This window comes from Nostoc sp. NMS2 (assembly GCF_017115105.1).
Classification (GTDB): Bacteria; Cyanobacteriota; Cyanobacteriia; order Cyanobacteriales; family Nostocaceae; genus Nostoc.
The window spans coordinates 23319-40266 of the sequence record NZ_JABXKH010000108.1; the positions used below are offsets into that span (position 1 = coordinate 23319).

Consider the following 16948-nt stretch of genomic DNA (forward strand, 5'->3'; position numbering starts at 1 on the left):
AATTGTTGAGATAATAATACCAATTCGTAATTCGTAATTCGTAATTCGTAATATCTTTGATGTGGTTTATTCACGATAATAATCATGAGCAAATATAGAATTTTAAATAAGAATAAAGTATCAACGCTACACCGCTTTGACTAGCGCCGGAGCCATTACACGTTCTGACCTTGACGATGCAAGAGCCGAGTTTAGAAAGGCTTTAGCAACTCTCACCATGCAACTAAAAACAAAATAGCGATGACTCATTACATTTTAAAAGCTACTAAGGAAACTGTGCATTTGGGTGGTTTCTCCCATCTATTAAAACCAGCACTCACTATTGATTCTGGTGATACGGTTGATGTGGAAACTTATACTGGTTACTACGTTTACGACAAAGCACCACCTGAATTTGTCACACCAGAATTTCTCGATATCTGCCAAAATCTTCTACCAGAACGCAAGATTGCTGGAGGGCCGCATTTACTCACAGGGCCGATTTATGTGCGTGATGCCGAACCAGGGGATGTTTTAGAAGTACAATTAGATGCGATCGCACCTAGTTTACCTGTCGGCTTCAATGCCATTCGTACAGGTTGGGGAGCTTTACCACATCAGTTTCCTCAACCTGCGTTGAGATTCATTCCTCTAGATTTAGTAAACAATATCGCTGAATTTCCGGCGGGTGCTGGCATAAAAATTCCCCTCAAACCGTTTTTTGGAATTCTTGGTGTCGCTACTCCAGAAACCTCTCGAACTTCTGTCCCACCAGGTTCTTACGGCGGTAATATCGACAATCGGGAATTACAAGCTGGTTCTCGTTTATTTTTGCCAATTTTTGTACCAGGTGCATTATTTTCTATTGGTGATGGGCATTCTGCACAGGGAGATGGCGAAGTAAATGTCACCGCCATTGAAACTTCCATGAATGGTAGAATTACCCTCAAACTTCGTAAGGATTTACAGCTAACAACACCAATTGCTGAAACTCCAACTCATATCATTACAATGGGTTTTGCTCAAACCTTAGATGAAGCCTTAGAACTAGCTTTAAAAAACATGATTGATTTTCTGGAACGCTTCATAAATTTGTCACCAGAAGATGCTTATGTATTGTGTAGTTTAGCTGTGAATTTTTGCATCACTCAAGTTGTGAACAGTCCTCAAAAAGGTGTGCATGGAATGCTATCTAAATCATTTTTCTCTAAGAATATTAATTTATAAATTGTGAAAATTGAAATGTTCAGGCTCCCGAATTATCAAATAAGTCGGGAATATTGTTGCTAATAAATAATTTAGCGTTGCTATATTATTCACTGCTCTAACTACTTTATTCAAATGTAGATTTTCCTATTAAGGAAATGGGCATTAGTTAGTTTTGGAACTTTTGGAATTGTTTTCGGTGCTGTCAATGGAATTATTACAGGAATAGTACTTGTTTGATTATCGCAACGATCTATCTAAACCTCATCTAAGTTGAGAACCGTAGTTTTCGCCCTCACCCTAAATCCCTCTCCCAGATATGGGAGAGGGACTTTGAAATTCTAGCTCCCCGAATCCCATATCTGGGGGATAGGTTGGGGGATGAGGGCAAATCCTTATTCATTAGAGTTGAACTACAGGTTTTAAGATAGACGTGGTTTATTAAAGGAAGAGAGAACTATTTGCAGTATGGAACGATAATTATTTTGACGACATCTTTGTTTAGTTATAGGTGTTCGTTATGTACTGAACACCTGAAGAGTTTAATTTAGCTTCAGCAATATCTTTGTTAATCCATCACCTAACTTTTCAATAGATTGTTGCTGTTTAATATCTTTTAATGTGCCATCACTATTAAAAGCTTCATAAGCTTTGGGTACTGCTATTTGATCGGGAAGTACTAAAACTTTGATGTTTCCCAAAATAGACCGCAGGTGAACCAATCCCCGCAAACCACCAAGAGCGCCTGGGGAAGCGCTCATAATGCTAGCAACCTTACCAGCAAAAGCAGCCAATGGTGCTTCATTTGGGGCTGGACGGGATGCCCAGTCAATGGCGTTCTTCAAAACTGCTGTGAGTGAACTGTTATATTCCGGTGAAGCAATCAGCAATCCTTGATGAGAAATCATCAAGTCTTTAAAAGTGCGGGCGTTGGCAGGTAGTCCTTCTTGAGCCTCTAAATCTTCATCAAACAGAGGTAGGGGCAAATCGCGGAGGTCTATATAAGTCACTTCAGCGCCTGCTGCCTTAGCGCCAGCCGCCGCGATTTTTACCAGTTTTTTGTTGTAAGAATCAATCCGGGTGCTGCCTGCAAAGGCGAGGATTTTAGGTTTAGATGCCACAATTCTAGGTTGCATGGGAAGAATTAACCTGTTCAGCTGCATTATCCTGTTTTCAGGCGATCGCTATTTGCTACCTTTAGATTTTCTTTACAAACTTTCTTTTCCCTTTGAGTTCTGTGGGAGAACCCATTTGCTGAATTTGTCCGTTGTAAATTAATGCCACGCGATCGCCTCCGGCGGGCGGGTACGCCATCGCAGCGTTCGGCTTCATCTAGATCGGGAGTCGCAACCAGCACTGTAATACCTTGTGCAGTCAGTCCAGCCAGAATGTCCCAAAACTCACGACGGGCAATGGTATCCACTCCAGTTGTTGGCTCATCCAGCAACAGTACTTGGGGTTACGAGAACTCAATGCGATCGCTCAGTCAGGATTTTCAGGTATGGCTGAAGTCGTAGAATTTCTGGCAAGCCTACCCACTGCTGAAGCCATTATTGCCCTGCGTCCCTCTGAATCGATGTCCATTGTACTCGCCTATCAACCCCACTTTATAAATCAGCCTGCTGATGTACAAGTCTTCTGGGGATATGCTCTTTTTAGCGATCGCAGGAGCGGTTAATGGAGAAGGCGCTTTGACACTCAAGGTCACTCGCACCGGAGATAAAACAACCTTGAGCCAGATTATGCGGATGGTTGAGGAAGCGCAGACATCTAAAAGTTAATTTCAATCACTAGCCGATCGACTCGCTTATTGGCTCACCCTGATCGCGATTGGGGTCGCTACGCTAACATTCATCATTTGGCTATCTATCAAACCAGATGGTTTAACATTTGCAATCAATCGCGCGGTTACTGTATTGGTGATTGCTTGTCCTCATGCGTTAGGTTTAGCCATCCCCTTAGTACTGGTGAACGCTACTGTAATGTCCGCTAAAAATGGCATTGGCGCGACCTTCGGCATTTTATTAACACCAGCAATAGGCGCAATATTGATGAGCGTTTCGACGATCGTTGTTTCACTTAATGCAATGTCGTTACGTCGCATTCGTTTGAGCGATTAAGAACTCTATCCAAAATAAGGATTTGACATTATGAAACTCCAATTAAAAGTTCCCAAAATGAGCTGTGGTGGTTGTGTAAACACCATCACTAACGCGATTAAAACAGTCGATGCTAAAGCTACCGTTCAAGGTGATCCAACAACCAAGACTAACGAGCGTCACTATCAATTACGAATTATGTTGACCAACTCTGAGGGTTTAAGTTTCATAGCAACTAACAAGCAGAAAGTTTTGCAACGGGGATTTAGAACCCGCTACAAAACTTAATTACGAATTACGAATTATTTTAATTGAGAGGTAAATCATGAGAATTGCGATCGTTGGGGGGGGAGCCAGTGGCATGGTGACAGCTTACCTGCTCGATAAACAAGGGCATCATGTCACTGTGTTTGAACGGCAACCTACTTTAGGTGGACATATTCGGACACTAAACAAGAACGTTCAGCCGAACCAATCCGATTGTCAGGAAATTTTGGAAAATGGAGTACTGGAATTTCCGACTGTGTTTCACAACTTCATCGCCCTCATGGAAGAGCTAGCTGAAATTGATGAGCAAGTTGTTAGTTCTGGATGGACAACCGCGATCGCTATTCTGATGATCGTATTGGGCATCATTGCGATCGCATTTCCTTTCTTTGCCAGCATTGCTTCAACCTTGCTGTTTGGCTGGATATTCATCTTTGCCGGAATTGCTCAAATTGTTTATGCCTTTCAATCAAAAGGTGCAGGTCAAGTTGTCGGGAAGCTGATTCTAGGTCTTTTGTATCTCCTATCTGGAATTCTCGTGGTGGTAAATCCGTTTGCAGGGGTGCTTGCCCTCACATTAGTCTTGGGTATTACCATTTTTGTGCAAGGCATGATTCAAGTGGCGATCGCATTTCAAATGCGCCGGATTTCATCTAACTGGGGATTAATGCTGGTAAGCGGCATCATCGGCATTATTTTCGGTATTTTCATTTGGTCTAACTTTCCATTTAACGCAGTTTGGCTGATTGGCACTTTCATTGGAATCAATCTTTTGTTCGATGGAGTTTGGATGCTAACTCTGCATTCAGGACAGCGCCGCGCTTTACAGTAAGTCTGAGCAATGGAATTCGCGGCTACACAAACAAAGTCCACCTCCGTGGACTAAGAGAAAATTAAGGATTTTTAACCTGCGTAGGCAGGTTTTGCCTGTGTAGCCGCGACTTCTACTCGCCAGGGCTTATTTATAGCCTGGGCGAATGGAATTCGCGGCTATACAAACAAAGTCCACCTCCGTGGACTAAGAGAAAATTAAGGATTTTTAACCTGCGTAGGCAGGTTTTGCCTGTGTAGCCGCGACTTCTAGTCGCCAGGGCTTTTCTTAAATTTAGCTGAGTATCTAGCTTTACGTCGGCATGATCTCCGCTCCCTCCAAGCTGCACTAATGCCTTGGGGCTTATCCTCGTTAGGACGGATTGAAGCACGGGTGATGCCCAATCTCGATGCTGTCATTGCCACCTTGGAACTCATTTGTGGCTCTGAGTCAGCCCAGCACCTCAACCGTCCACCCATCGAGTTCTTTTTTGAGGGCGATCGCTTACTACAACAGCATACCGAAGAATTGTTTGGTCAGTCTCCACCCCAGCGTCGGGTCAGAATTATGGTAACACTACCCACCGAGGCCGCCAATGACTATGAGATGGTGCGAGAAATTATGCAACGCGGGGCAAGCTGTGTGCGAATTAACTGCGCCCACGATACGACCGAAGCTTGGGAGAGGATGATCGATCATATCCGTCGAGCGGAACAGGAAACAGCAACGCCTTGTAAAGTCATGATGGACTTAGCTGGGCTGAAAATCCGCACGGGACGGGTACTTGCACCACTTGATAAAAAACGGGTATTTAAAGGAGATCATATCCTGCTGTCGCGGTGTGAGCCGGAACTCGGAAGTAAAGCAGGTGCATGGCTACTCTTTTGTGCAACGATCTGCTGATATTGAGTTACTCCAACAAGAATTGGACAAGCGCTCTGAGGGACGACTAACCCGACCAGCGATTGTGGCAAAAGTTGAAACCGCGATCGCTATTTCCAATCTGCCAGAGTTAATCATCTATGCAGCAGGGAAGCAATCATTTGGTGTGATGATTGCCAGAGGCGATTTAGCTGTTGAAATTGGATACCAGCGTTTAACAGAGATCCAAGAAGAAATTCTTTGGCTTTGCGAAGCGGCTCATGTTCCTGTTATTTGGGCAACTCAAGTACTAGAGAGTTTGGTAAAAGATGGCACACCTTCGCGGGGAGAGATGACCGATGCTGCAATGGCTGAACGGGCTGAGTGTGTGATGTTAAATAAAGGGCCGTTTATTGCCGAAGCGATCGCCATTCTAGATGATGTTCTCACACGCATGGAAGCCCATCAATTGAAGAAAACGCCACAGTTGCGGGCGCTCCATTCCAGCCTTTGCGACTGAGCCTACCTACATTGATTTGATGGTGCGTCGGATTAAGGAAACTCTGAATCAGCTATTTGTTGATCGCTTCTTTGAGTCTCAGATTGGGATTGTATTAACGGTTCACGGTGGCCCAGAAAAAGCGAAAGGACTGTATTTCATCGCAGTCGTCATAAAGTTTTCGCAGGCGTGTGTTATGCCCTTTCTCAGCTATGGAATTTACCAATCCTGGGTGTTCGGATTGTGACCGTTATTTTAGCGATCGTCATCCCTGGATTTATTTTTCTGTACTTTTGGTGTTGGTTGGCATTCCCAATCGAGCCGCGATCTCAACAACAACCTGTAGGAAAACAATCATGAGTCTACGCAACGATCATCAAATATCTCACCACCCAAAAACCACCTTTGCGGGACAGTTAGTTTGCCCTCATTGCCAAACGGCTTTCCATCGCGAAAGATGGCAAGATGAATCCGACTATCGTCGTGCAGGTAAAAAGCTTAGAGAGCTTGAACACAGACGGGGTTGGCAATGTTGAGGCACAGGGTATCCAAGGCAAACGATTGGCAGTTGCGATGGATGGCGTGGGGGAAGTAACGATCGCAGGAAGCGCTGATGTACTAGACCTTAGCCTTTCTGGGGTCGGAAGCTTTAAGGGCGAGGAGTTCAAGACTAAACAGGCTACGGTTCGCAATAGCGGCGTTGGGAGTGCGGTGGTCAATGTGAGCGATCGGTTAGATGCGACTGTCTCTGCCGTGGGGTCAGTAGAGTATATTGGTTCTCCCCAAGTTCGGGAATCCGTGAAAGGTGTGGGGTCAATCAAGAAACGGTAGTTTTTGTCAAAAACCATAAAGTTTCACTCGTATATCGACCGTTACGTTTCATATCGTATTCAATCAATTCATTCAGGAAATAGAACAAACTCCCGTCACAGTAATGCCAGAAGTTAAAGTTGTTAACTCAAATATTAAAAGGGTTTTTACTGGACGTTGGGATTGGTTATGGATTTGTATTGATAGAAGGTATAACCCTACTAACGTTTAAATTACACTGCACATTAAATCTGCTTGCCCGAAAATATTCAAATTCCAAAAAGGACAATTTTGATATTTATCTTCCAAGTTGGTTAGCCAAATATACTAAGTCGATCTATACATCTATTTTCATAATCATTTTTATCATCACAATCTATCAAATTCTTAATTAAAAATACTGGCGGCAATGATGACTAAACAGATTTCTCTCAATACGCTATGGGATTCAGCAATATCTAAGGATCGTGTATTTCATTCAGATGAACTCTCTCATTTACCAGAAGCAGCAAGACGATATCTCGAACACGCGATCGCTCCTGGAACTGCGATCGCATCTGCGGTTCGATTGCAGATGCACGGCGAAATCAAATTGAAGAGTTGGATTCCATTCAAAGCAGAGCAAGTCATTTGCTGGGAGCATGGACTGATTTGGAGTGCTACGGCATGGATGAAGGGTTTGCCAATTGTGGGATCGGATCGGATTATAGACGGTGTAGGTGCAATGCAGTGGAAGCTTTTAGGAATTTTCCCGGTGATGATAGCTTCGGGTTCCGATATTACGCGGTCTGCGGTTGGTCGTCTTCAGTCTGAGTCAATCTGTTTGCCATCTGTGTTGTGTGGTGATGATGTTTTATGGACAACAACGGATTCATCGCATTCAGATTCTAATTTGCATTCTAGTTTTTTAGTGCAAGGTGAGAGAGCCGAACTAGATTTTAGCATCGATCAAACGGGTCGGCTGAAGACCTTCAAGCTACCGCGCTGGAATAACCTTGATGGCTCTGAGTTTCATTATATGGATTTTGGTGGAATTTTAGAGGAAGAGGGCACATTCTCCGGCTACACCATTCCGACCCGTCTACGAATTGGATGGTACTTTGGCACTGAGCGGTTTGAGTCAGAGGGCGAATTCTTCCGAGCCACAATCGATGATGCAATCTATCGGTAGACCGATCAAACATCAAAAAGTCTGTTACGACTAGCGGAGCCTGACCATGCAGGAATTTCTATTTGCTCTAACACTATCAGCTTTGCCCGTTGTCAGCAACTTCATGGGAGCAATGATTGCTGAAGCCTTACCATCATCAAAACAAACATTAGGACTTGCACTGCACGCTGCTGCTGGGGTGTTGTTGGCGATCGTTGAAGAAATTCTTCCTGAAGCGCATCAAACTCAAGATACAAACTTATCAACGTTGACGTTTATCGGGAGTTTTGCACTTTCAATGCTGTTCTCGTCTTATCTTGAATAACTCACCAACTCTGTATTGTTCACAAAACTCTAGTTTCTATCAACATAAACAATATGTCTACTGATAAATTTATCAAATTTTATATTTTGGATAAAATGAATTTAAATCTGGTTCCTTCAAGTAAAGCCAAGTTGATGATTGTCAACCCTGCTGTGACAAAACCGGATTTCACAAGACCGGAAGGAGCGATTACACCTGATGAACCATTGTTTTTCATTCCTTTATGCTCGATGATATGTTTGGTACGACCGACTTCGATCAGTACGGCGATTTTGATTCGTTTATCAACGATCTGCCAAAGGAATGCGAGTCTTGGGAGCCAGTATTGGGCGGCGAGGGTTTGGCTATGTGGTGGGATTAACCATAATTGTCACTCTAATTGGAGCGGCTGGAATTTATGCGTTTGAGCGTGAACTTCCTGATGGCACAATTACCGACTATGGCACTGCGCTGTGGTGGACGGCAATGGTAATGACTACGATCGGGTCTGATTACTTTCCAAAAACGGCAGAAGGGCGGGTACTATGTTTTTTCCTGGCACTGTATGCGTTTGCAGTCAGTGGTTATGTGACGGCAACCCTGGCAACATTCTTTGTTGGTTAGGATGCCGAGAATGATCAAGCAGAACTAGCGGGTGTAAAATCAATTAAAGCCTTGCAAGCAGAAATTACCGCACTGCGAACTGAGATTCAAGCTTTAGCACGACGAGATTTAGACCAATGACTTGCTAACTTGAACGGGAATCTCGATCTTAGTAATAAATAACTTTTGTGCTGTAGTTAATCAATTCACACATTAAATTAATCATGCTTCTGCAATCGTGAAAAAAATGCTCATTCCACGAGTGTCCTTGTTCTTTAATCAACTAAATCTTTAGGAGAATAATAATGTTAGATATTGATGAAATGAGTTCAAAAGAAATACACGAATTGCTACAACAAGCAGGATACGGTCATCTGGGCTGTATACACGAAGGCAAACCCTACGTTGTCCCAATGTTTTATTATTTCCAAGATTCAGACATCTACTTATTTACAACGGTCGGCATGAAGACTCATGACATAGATGCAAATCCAGAAATCTGCCTACAGGTAGAAGAAATTCACGATCCGCTTCATTGGCGCAGCGTGATTGTAATGGGTCGAGTGGAACGTCTTACTGTAAAGGAAGATATTGATCATGCAATGAAATTCATTAAAGAGCGAAATCCAACACTTTCTCCTGCAATGAATCGAACTTGGCTCGACTCCTGGGGACGTGCAGAGGCAATTGCGATCTACCGTATTTTTCAGAGCGAGATGACAGGACGTACTACTGATGGAGCTAGCAGCCTCAATAAAATTGAAAACTTAAAGCAATTATAGATAATTATATTTCTGTTCAACATTGCCAATTTCTTTTTGTGGAGTTCTCTATAGGAAAAAGCTGAATTATGGTTTCTCCAGTCGTTCATGCAGAACATGCACAGCATCTCAATACTGTCGCTGGCTTATCTGAGCAAGACGCTTACGGCTTGCCGTCTGCGACAGCAATCGCTCGGCTTAAAAACGAAGGCTACAATGAACTCCCCTCGGCTCGCTCTCGCAATATTTTATCGTTCGCTTGGGAAACCGTTCAAGATCCGATCTTCCTCTTGCTAGTCGGTGGTGGTATCATTTATTGGATTTTAGGCGATCTACAGGAAGCCCTCATTTTGCTAGGTTTCGTCTTCTTCATCACCGGGATTAGCCTTTACCAGGAAGGTAAGACTGAACACGCCCTAGAAGCCTTGCGCGATCTTTCCAGTCCTCGCGCCTTGGTGATTCGGGATGGTGAGCGAAAACGGATTGCGGGGCGAGAAGTTGTTCGGGGAGATGTCTTAGTTCTAGCAGAAGGCGATCGCGTTCCTGCCGATGCAATGGTACTATCTTGCACAAATCTTTCAACTGATGAGTCGTTACTCACTGGGGAATCCCTACCTGTTCGCAAAGTTGCTGCCGCCGGTACCGTGGATATGGCACGTCCAGGGGGAGATGAGTTGCCCTTTGTATATTCTGGAACCTTGGTAGTTCAGGGACAGGGAATTGCTCAAGTCCAAGCGGTGGGCGCTCAAACAGAGATGGGCAAGATTGGTAACGCCTTACAAAAAGTCAAGCCGGAACCGACTCCCCTACAACAAGAAATGACTCGGTTGGTAAGCCGTCTGTTTGGCATCGCTTTATTGTTGTGTGTAGCGATCGTTGTTATTTATGGAATCACGCGAGGAGATTGGCTCAAAGGATTTCTCGCAGGTATTACCCTAGCGATGGCAATTTTGCCGAATGAATTTCCGGTTGTCGTGACGATTTTCTTAGCCTTGGGTGCTTGGCGCATTTCTCAGAAACACGTTTTAGCTCGTCGCGCTTCTGCCGTGGAAACCTTGGGTTCCGCAACGGTTCTGTGTGTCGATAAAACCGGGACGCTGACGCTGAATCAGATGGCAGTACAACAGCTATTTGCATACAACCATGCAGAAAACTCTCACCCATATAATTTGGAATTACATTTACGAGAGTCTCTCCCCGAAACGGTTCATGAATTAGTCGAGTTTTGCATTCTGGCGAGCCAGAGAGATCCTTTTGATCCAATGGAGAAAGCATTTAAGGAATTGGGCGTTGGCGTAGCCTCTCCTTCGGAGAATCGCTATCTCGCACATACTGAACATCTGCATGACGATTGGATACTGTTACGAGAATATCCGCTCTCACCGCATCTATTGGCAATGTCTCACGTTTGGCAGTCCGCCGATGGTAAGCAGTATGAAATTGCAGCCAAAGGAGCGCCGGAAGCGATCGCGGATCTCTGTCATTTCACACCCGAACAGCAGACAATTATGGCAACCCAAATCAGTGAAATGGCCAATCAAGGATTGCGTGTGTTAGGCGTTGCCAAAGCCTCTCTTCTTGATGCACCGCCACCATTTTTACCGCCTCATCCGTCGCTTAATCCAAATCATTTACCCGATGAGCAACATGACTTTCCTTTTCAATTTATCGGCTTAGTTGGACTGTCCGATCCAGTGCGTCCAAACGTTGCGGCGGCAATTCAAGAATGTTATACCGCAGGTATTCGAGTAGTCATGATTACGGGTGATTATCCCGGAACGGCTCAAACTATTGCCCGTCAGATTGGATTGATGCAAATGGGAGCCATTCTGACGGGAGCGGAATTGGATCTTATGAGTGACGCTGAACTCGAACAACGCATTCAAAGTACAAATATCTTTGCACGAGCCGTTCCCGAACAAAAATTGCGCTTAGTTAATGCTTTGAAAGCCAAGGGAGAAGTCGTTGCCATGACTGGGGATGGTGTGAATGATGCCCCGGCTCTCAAATCTGCCCAAATCGGGATTGCGATGGGACAGCGAGGCACAGATGTTGCCCGTGAGTCGGCGGCGTTAGTGTTATTGGATGATGATTTTTCGTCCATCGTGCAAGCAGTTAAACTGGGACGGCGAATTTTTGATAATCTCCGTAAAGCAATGGCATATCTGCTAGCGATTCACATTCCAATCGCTGGCATGTCTTTAATTCCAGTTTTGTTTAAGTTGCCGTTAGTATTACTTCCCGTTCACGTTGCCTTTCTACATTTGATTATTGATCCAGCTTGCTCCATCGTTTTAGAAGCCGAACCCGCAGAAGCAACGGTGATGCAGCGTCCTCCCCGCAACCCCAAAGAACCCTTATTTGGCAGGAAAACTTTGAGTTTGGCAGTGCTGCAAGGGGTGGGGATTTTGGTAATTGTTCTCGTCGTCTTTGTGGTTGCACTATATCGCAGACAAGGCGAACTTGATGCCCGTGCGTTAACGTTTACGACATTAATTTTGGCAAATTTAGGACTCATTTTGAGTGAAAGTTCTTCATCTCGCCTCAGCCTAAAAATATTGAAATCTCCTAATGCTGCCCTTTGGTGGGTGATTGGTGGAGGACTGGTTTTTCTAGCGTTCGTGTTGTATGTTCCCTTCTTGCGTCAATTATTTAGCTTCTCCTTTTTACACCGAATAGATTTGGCAATTTGTTTAGGTGGTGGGGCGATCGCTCTGCTTTGGTTTGAACAGTTAAAGTTTCTCAATCAACCCCAACGAGTTATTCAATCTAAATTAGGAAAACCTATCTAAGAAAATCTTCCTCAAGAAGAATACCTTCGCCAATTTTAAAGAGTAAGCTAACAATTCGCGGCGAAGATTCGACAGCACTTTGCCGAGTCGCGTTAGGCAGCAAAAAGATTTACCGCAAACCAAACCGATGAATCCCCAACTCTCCACGTTTTGGAGCTTACCAACGGATCAGGTGCTTCAGCAGATGCACTCTACAACCTCCGGGTTAAGCCGTCAAGATGCCAAACAACGCCTAAGCGAGTTCGGCGCAAACAGCCTCAAACAAAAACACAAATCGAGCGCATGGATGCTGTTGCTCAATCAGTTCAAGAGTCCGATTATCTTGATTCTGATTTTTGCGGCGGTGTTATCGATTTTTCTGAAAGATGCGGCAGATGCCATAATCATTTTGACGATCGTCTTTATCAGTGGGCTATTAGGATTTTGGCAAGAGCAAGGAGCCTCGAACGCCGTCGAAAAACTATTGGCATTGGTGCAAGTTAAAGCAACTGTTTTGAGAGATGGTCAATCTCAGGAAATCCCTAATGAGGAAGTGGTCAGGGGTGATATTGTGTTGCTGAGTGCAGGTAAAAATATTCCGGGCGACTGTCTAGTTTTAGAGTCAAAAAACTTATCGGTGGATGAAGCAGCACTGACAGGAGAAACCTATCCAGTTGACAAGCTAAGTGGCATATTACCGGCTGAAACTGGACTAGCCCAACGTACCAATTCCTTGTATCTGGGAACTAATGTGATTAGTGGAACGGCAAAAGCAGTAGTCGTTCATACCGGAAAAGAAACTGAATTCGGCAAAGTATCGGAACGCCTGAAACTCAGACCGAGCGAAACCGAATTTGAAAGGGGACTGAGCAAGTTTGGCTACTTTCTGATGGAAGTAACGCTCATTTTGGTAGTTCTAATTTTTGTCGCTAACGTCTACCTCCATCGCCCAGTACTGGAATCCTTTCTATTCTCTCTGGCGCTAGCAGTCGGTTTGACTCCTCAACTACTACCTGCGATCGTCAGCGTTAACCTGGCTCGTGGTGCCAAGAAAATGGCGAAAAAACAGGTGATCGTGAAGCGCTTACCCGCGATCGAAAACTTTGGCAGTATGAATGTGTTTTGCACCGATAAGACGGGTACGCTGACGGAAGGAGAGGTGAAAATTCACTCTGCAGTTGATGTGGAAGGGAAAGAAAGTGTTGGCATAGACTCCCCGCAGGCGAATCGCGTTCTACTTTACGCTTATTTGAATGCTGCCTCTGAGTCGGGTTATGTTAATCCCATCGATGCAGCGATTCGTGAATACAAAACATTCGATATTTCTGGCTATCAAAAGCTAGATGAAGTGCCTTATGACTTTAACCGCAAACGTCTAAGCATCCTGTTCAAATATGAGAATACGCATTTAATTATTACTAAAGGCGCACTAAAAAATATTCTGGATGTTTGCTCAACTGTTGAGACTGGTGAGGGGAAAGCGAGTCCCCTTCGGGGAGGCTCCGCCAACGCTATTGCAGATCAGCGACAAAAACTCCACCAACAGGCTGAAGACTTGGGCAGTAAGGGATTTAGAGCCTTGGGTGTGGCCTATCGTGATTTTAATCAAGATTCTTATGGCTGCGCCACGCAAGCTATCAGCAAAGACGATGAAACGAATATGACATTTTTGGGCTACCTCGCTCTTTTCGATCCGCCTAAAGCTGGCATCGCTGACACCCTCAAAGAGTTGCAACTGCTAGGAATCACCCCGAAGATGATTACCGGAGACAGCAAAGCGGTTGCCATGAGTATCATTCAGCAGATAGGACTGCCCCAAGCAAAGGCGTTGACAGGCTCCGAACTAGAAAAGCTCAGTGATGAAGCCTTGATGCATCGAGTACAAGATACAAATGTCTTTGCCGAGGTAGAGCCAAACCAAAAAGAGCGCATCATTATCGCCCTCAAAAAAGCGGGGAATGTAGTTGGATATCTAGGAGACGGCATTAACGATGCCTCTGCCCTTCATGCTGCCGATGTCGGCATTTCAGTCGAGAGCGCAGTCGATGTCGCTAAGGAAGCTGCTGATATTGTGTTGATGGCAAAGGATTTGAATGTCCTCATCGAAGGCGTAAAGGAAGGGAGGGTGACATTTGCCAACACTTTAAAGTATGTATTTATGGCAACTAGCGCCAATTTTGGCAATATGTTTAGTATGGCGGGAATTTCTCTGTTTCTGCCCTTTTTGCCGCTCCTACCCAGTCAGATTTTGCTAACGAACCTACTCACCGATTTCCCAGAATTGACGATCGCAACAGATCGGGTAGACAAGGAATTAGTCAACAAACCTCGCCGGATGGATATCAAGTTTATCCGCAACTTCATGATCGTCTTTGGTTTGTTGAGTTCCATATTTGATTATCTCACCTTTGGGGCGCTGCTGTTGCTGCTGCACGCTCAACCACAACAGTTTAGAACAGGCTGGTTTTTGGAGTCTGTAATCTCTGCGTCGCTGGTTGTGCTGGTCGTTCGTACCCGCCAATCCATTTTCAACAGTAAGCCGGGAAAATACTTGTTAATGGCAACTCTGGCGACCATTGGAGTGACAATAATCATTCCCTGGATACCGTTGGCAACCCTACTCGGATTTCAACCGTTGCCGTTGAGTTTTGTGCTGGTTCTGGGAGCGATCGTGTTGTTCTACGTGACTGCGGCTGAGAATGTCAAACGAGTGTTTTACAGCCACGTAAAATTTTAGTCTCTCAGTTGATGGGGAAGTGTGACTTACACCATATCTTGTTCTTTGTGGACAAGATATGGTTGAAAAAGTAAGTGGCTATTTTATGGGTTCTCCGGGGAATTTACGGTTTGGGCAGGTGAGAACAAAGCTGTGTTGATCCCCTCAATAATTATGACGCTCAATTGGACGACCACTGAAAAGCCGCCAAATTGGTTGTTTAGTCTTGAGGTTGACTTCTGCTGCTAGATTGTCTTGTGTCCAACCCTTGCGAGCAAACGCTCTTTTTGCCTCTTGAATCCCAGTGAGTGATGCCTGGAGCGATCGCTTAACCGTAGGACGAAAACTTGATCCTAAAATCAAGAACTCAAACTTTTATTAACATCTTTCATCCTAGAGCTTTTTCTGTGGTGATCACTCTCTCCTTGGTTAAGGATATACACAATTAAGAAAAAATACTCTAGCTCTAGTGAGATCCTGTTACATATATTAATTTTTGTAATAAACTCAAACCCTATGGACTTATTTTATACATTTTAAACTCGAAGAAATACTTAACCTCAAGCACCCATCTGTCATGCTCTATGAAGTACAGATTCTTCTGCCCTCTGCCCTCTGCCTTTCTTTGTAATTAATTTTGTTTAGCTACTTACCTGTAATGCTTGTTGGGTAGACGATTTGAGAGTGGCAATCTCATTTATTCTCAGAGTAAGTGTCCTTTTGACGCGCTCAATTTGGGACAGTCTACACCCCCAATAACCCCATTTTTTCGTCAACACATACGCCACAGCCAATTTATTGCGAATATTTATCAATTGTTAAATACGTCCATCTTGGGCCAATGTCTAATTTGGGGTAATGGCTAATTAAAATTCTGCTGTTGGAAATCAAGGTTGAATTGCGTCTAGGTTGTATGAGTTGTACTGAAAGCCTTCAAATCGTTACAAAAATCTCAAATTTAGTTGCTTCAAATTAGGATTCAGAGAGTACTATGGATATCTGAAGGTAGCAGCTATTATGCTCTCCAACTCACTAATTAAAATGGAAAGCTTAAAAGCACTCTATCGCTACAATATCCTTGCTACTCTATTCTTATTCTGTTAGCTACCCAAACTCGAATTACTGAAAAAATTAGGGGAGTGCCAAACAGTATGGTAATCAAACACCAAGAAAAAATTATTACCCTTTGGATCGTTTTCTTGTTGGGACTTCTTTTTCACAGTCAGTTGGGATTAATGCCTATTTTTCACGGTCTTAGTGTGGCTGACTCCCACGCACACAGTATAGCAGAAGTTGCCCCGATTATGTGGTTAATGTTGGGCTTTTTTGTGTTCCCGATGGCTGCGATCGTTGCTACTGTGTTTACTGACTCGAGTCGCTACCGAAGCATTCACTTTGGTTTAACCGTATTATATACCGTACTAAATTTTTGCCATCTTGTTGCAGATTTGATGGTGCAACAGATCGCTTGGTATCAGGTTGTGCTTATGCTGATTTTGTTCATCATCGGTCTGTTACTCAACCTTGTTTCCTTCCAGTGGATGAAAGTTCGTCTGGTTAAGAGACCTCCAAAGAATAAATTATCCCAAAAAGAACAAGAGACAGAATTTATTCAAGAATAATGATATATGGGTAGAGGCATACAGATGTATACTTCTACTACAGCCAATTTATATGTTGTAAATATTTTTTTAAATGGAATTACACCACACGAGAGATAAACGCTCAAAAGTTATTAAATAAAGGTTAAAAATAAAATATCTTAGTAAAACTTGTACAACTTATACACCAATCAAACGCTTGGTTAAACATGATTTCTAATCAAAGCAATCAAAATATTATTGGTAGAAGATGTAGAAAGTGATTATCTTAATGATGATAAAATTGGAAGAGTCATGGATAATTTATATAAACATGGATTGAATAATCTCTTTATAGAAGTTGTATTATCAGTGATTAAAAAATTTAAAATAAGTACGAAATATTCACATTTGGATGCTACATCATTTCATCTACATGGAGAATATAACAGTGAAGATAATAAAGAAAAGATAGTGACTTAAGAAAACTAGATAAAAAACTAAAGAAAGAAAGAAAAAGATAAAGTTGAG

The 16948-nt window shown here is 43.6% G+C and carries 16 protein-coding genes and 6 pseudogenes; 19 read left to right on the top strand and 3 right to left on the bottom strand.

Going from position 1 to position 16948, the window contains the following annotated elements:
- Window positions 1–240: 240 nt before the first annotated feature.
- Window positions 241–1206: an acetamidase/formamidase family protein gene (locus HWQ36_RS19525; RefSeq protein WP_292705388.1), complete on the top strand. Its 966-nt coding sequence runs from the start codon at window positions 241–243 to the stop codon at window positions 1204–1206.
- A gap of 521 nt (window positions 1207–1727) precedes the next feature.
- On the opposite strand, the gene HWQ36_RS19530 is transcribed toward HWQ36_RS19525, so the two are convergent.
- Together HWQ36_RS19530 and HWQ36_RS19535 are read right to left on the bottom strand one after the other, a co-directional pair.
- Entirely contained in the window at window positions 1728–2321 is a 594-nt protein-coding gene (locus HWQ36_RS19530) for an NAD(P)H-dependent oxidoreductase (RefSeq protein WP_292705391.1), read from the bottom strand.
- 91 nt (window positions 2322–2412) lie between these two features.
- Window positions 2413–2644, bottom strand: a pseudogene (locus HWQ36_RS19535) (hypothetical protein); the annotation flags it as partial.
- Window positions 2645–2686: 42 nt separating this feature from the next.
- Between HWQ36_RS19535 and HWQ36_RS19540 the strand changes: the two are divergent.
- The 16 genes and pseudogenes from HWQ36_RS19540 to mgtA all read left to right on the top strand — a co-directional run bounded on the left by HWQ36_RS19540 (window position 2687) and on the right by mgtA (window position 14858).
- Window positions 2687–2863, top strand: coding sequence for an oleate hydratase (locus HWQ36_RS19540; RefSeq protein ID WP_292705421.1), 177 nt, complete (start codon window positions 2687–2689; stop codon window positions 2861–2863).
- Window positions 2832–3305, top strand: a pseudogene (locus HWQ36_RS19545) (hypothetical protein). Before HWQ36_RS19540 ends, HWQ36_RS19545 begins: the two are co-directional and overlap by 32 nt.
- Before the next feature lie 30 nt (window positions 3306–3335).
- Window positions 3336–3572 carry a heavy-metal-associated domain-containing protein gene (locus HWQ36_RS19550; RefSeq protein ID WP_292705393.1) on the top strand — a complete coding sequence of 79 codons (237 nt, stop codon included), beginning with the start codon at window positions 3336–3338 and terminating at the stop codon, window positions 3570–3572.
- A 37-nt stretch (window positions 3573–3609) separates the two neighbouring features.
- Window positions 3610–3843: pseudogene (locus HWQ36_RS19555) on the top strand (FAD-dependent oxidoreductase); the annotation flags it as partial.
- Entirely contained in the window at window positions 3832–4383 is a 552-nt protein-coding gene (locus HWQ36_RS19560; RefSeq protein WP_366829319.1) for a DUF308 domain-containing protein, read from the top strand. The pseudogene HWQ36_RS19555 and the gene HWQ36_RS19560, both read left to right, overlap by 12 nt.
- A 330-nt stretch (window positions 4384–4713) precedes the next feature.
- On the top strand, window positions 4714–5265 hold the full coding sequence (locus HWQ36_RS19565; RefSeq protein WP_292705395.1) for a pyruvate kinase: 552 nt from the start codon (window positions 4714–4716) through the stop codon (window positions 5263–5265).
- Window positions 5249–5743 (top strand): pyruvate kinase, encoded by a 495-nt coding sequence (locus HWQ36_RS19570; protein WP_292705397.1) that lies wholly within the window; start codon window positions 5249–5251, stop codon window positions 5741–5743. The genes HWQ36_RS19565 and HWQ36_RS19570 overlap by 17 nt, the downstream gene beginning before the upstream one ends.
- Before the next feature lie 19 nt (window positions 5744–5762).
- A complete protein-coding gene (locus HWQ36_RS19575; protein ID WP_292705398.1) occupies window positions 5763–5969 on the top strand; it encodes a hypothetical protein in 207 nt (68 codons plus the stop codon).
- Entirely contained in the window at window positions 5912–6082 is a 171-nt protein-coding gene (locus tag HWQ36_RS19580) for a PspC domain-containing protein (protein ID WP_292705399.1), read from the top strand. The genes HWQ36_RS19575 and HWQ36_RS19580 overlap by 58 nt, the downstream gene beginning before the upstream one ends.
- An 87-nt stretch (window positions 6083–6169) precedes the next feature.
- Window positions 6170–6553, top strand: coding sequence for a DUF2807 domain-containing protein (locus tag HWQ36_RS19585; RefSeq protein WP_292705423.1), 384 nt, complete (start codon window positions 6170–6172; stop codon window positions 6551–6553).
- A gap of 388 nt (window positions 6554–6941) precedes the next feature.
- On the top strand, window positions 6942–7703 hold the full coding sequence (locus tag HWQ36_RS19590; protein ID WP_292705401.1) for a DUF6544 family protein: 762 nt from the start codon (window positions 6942–6944) through the stop codon (window positions 7701–7703).
- Window positions 7704–7749: 46 nt separating this feature from the next.
- A complete protein-coding gene (locus HWQ36_RS19595; RefSeq protein ID WP_292705403.1) occupies window positions 7750–8007 on the top strand; it encodes a hypothetical protein in 258 nt (85 codons plus the stop codon).
- Between the two features lie 288 nt (window positions 8008–8295).
- Window positions 8296–8730, top strand: a pseudogene (locus HWQ36_RS19600) (potassium channel family protein); the annotation flags it as partial.
- Between the two features lie 164 nt (window positions 8731–8894).
- On the top strand, window positions 8895–9371 hold the full coding sequence (locus HWQ36_RS19605; RefSeq protein WP_292705405.1) for a pyridoxamine 5'-phosphate oxidase family protein: 477 nt from the start codon (window positions 8895–8897) through the stop codon (window positions 9369–9371).
- Window positions 9372–9439: 68 nt separating this feature from the next.
- Window positions 9440–12142 carry a cation-translocating P-type ATPase gene (locus tag HWQ36_RS19610; protein WP_292705407.1) on the top strand — a complete coding sequence of 901 codons (2703 nt, stop codon included), beginning with the start codon at window positions 9440–9442 and terminating at the stop codon, window positions 12140–12142.
- 79 nt (window positions 12143–12221) lie between these two features.
- A complete protein-coding gene (gene mgtA, locus HWQ36_RS19615) occupies window positions 12222–14858 on the top strand; it encodes a magnesium-translocating P-type ATPase (RefSeq protein WP_292705409.1) in 2637 nt (878 codons plus the stop codon).
- Window positions 14859–15014: 156 nt separating this feature from the next.
- On the opposite strand, the pseudogene HWQ36_RS19620 reads toward mgtA, so the two are convergent.
- A pseudogene (locus HWQ36_RS19620) lies at window positions 15015–15200 on the bottom strand (hypothetical protein); the annotation flags it as partial.
- 788 nt (window positions 15201–15988) lie between these two features.
- Between HWQ36_RS19620 and HWQ36_RS19625 the strand changes: the two are divergent.
- Entirely contained in the window at window positions 15989–16459 is a 471-nt protein-coding gene (locus HWQ36_RS19625) for a hypothetical protein (protein ID WP_292705411.1), read from the top strand.
- Window positions 16460–16660: 201 nt separating this feature from the next.
- A pseudogene (locus tag HWQ36_RS19630) lies at window positions 16661–16885 on the top strand (DUF4277 domain-containing protein); the annotation flags it as partial.
- Window positions 16886–16948: the final 63 nt, after the last annotated feature.

What these genes read in the sequence shown, in the direction of transcription:
- HWQ36_RS19530 (WP_292705391.1), bottom strand. Translation starts at nt 2,321, where the DNA reads ATGCAACCTAGAATTGTGGCATCTAAACCTAAAATCCTCGCCTTTGCA.
- HWQ36_RS19560 (WP_366829319.1), top strand. Translation starts at nt 3,832, where the DNA reads ATGGAAGAGCTAGCTGAAATTGATGAGCAAGTTGTTAGTTCTGGATGG.
- HWQ36_RS19540 (WP_292705421.1), top strand. Translation starts at nt 2,687, where the DNA reads ATGGCTGAAGTCGTAGAATTTCTGGCAAGCCTACCCACTGCTGAAGCC.
- HWQ36_RS19625 (WP_292705411.1), top strand. Translation starts at nt 15,989, where the DNA reads ATGGTAATCAAACACCAAGAAAAAATTATTACCCTTTGGATCGTTTTC.
- HWQ36_RS19525 (WP_292705388.1), top strand. Translation starts at nt 241, where the DNA reads ATGACTCATTACATTTTAAAAGCTACTAAGGAAACTGTGCATTTGGGT.
- HWQ36_RS19575 (WP_292705398.1), top strand. Translation starts at nt 5,763, where the DNA reads ATGGTGCGTCGGATTAAGGAAACTCTGAATCAGCTATTTGTTGATCGC.
- HWQ36_RS19590 (WP_292705401.1), top strand. Translation starts at nt 6,942, where the DNA reads ATGATGACTAAACAGATTTCTCTCAATACGCTATGGGATTCAGCAATA.
- HWQ36_RS19565 (WP_292705395.1), top strand. Translation starts at nt 4,714, where the DNA reads ATGCCTTGGGGCTTATCCTCGTTAGGACGGATTGAAGCACGGGTGATG.
- HWQ36_RS19550 (WP_292705393.1), top strand. Translation starts at nt 3,336, where the DNA reads ATGAAACTCCAATTAAAAGTTCCCAAAATGAGCTGTGGTGGTTGTGTA.
- HWQ36_RS19605 (WP_292705405.1), top strand. Translation starts at nt 8,895, where the DNA reads ATGTTAGATATTGATGAAATGAGTTCAAAAGAAATACACGAATTGCTA.
- HWQ36_RS19610 (WP_292705407.1), top strand. Translation starts at nt 9,440, where the DNA reads ATGGTTTCTCCAGTCGTTCATGCAGAACATGCACAGCATCTCAATACT.
- HWQ36_RS19595 (WP_292705403.1), top strand. Translation starts at nt 7,750, where the DNA reads ATGCAGGAATTTCTATTTGCTCTAACACTATCAGCTTTGCCCGTTGTC.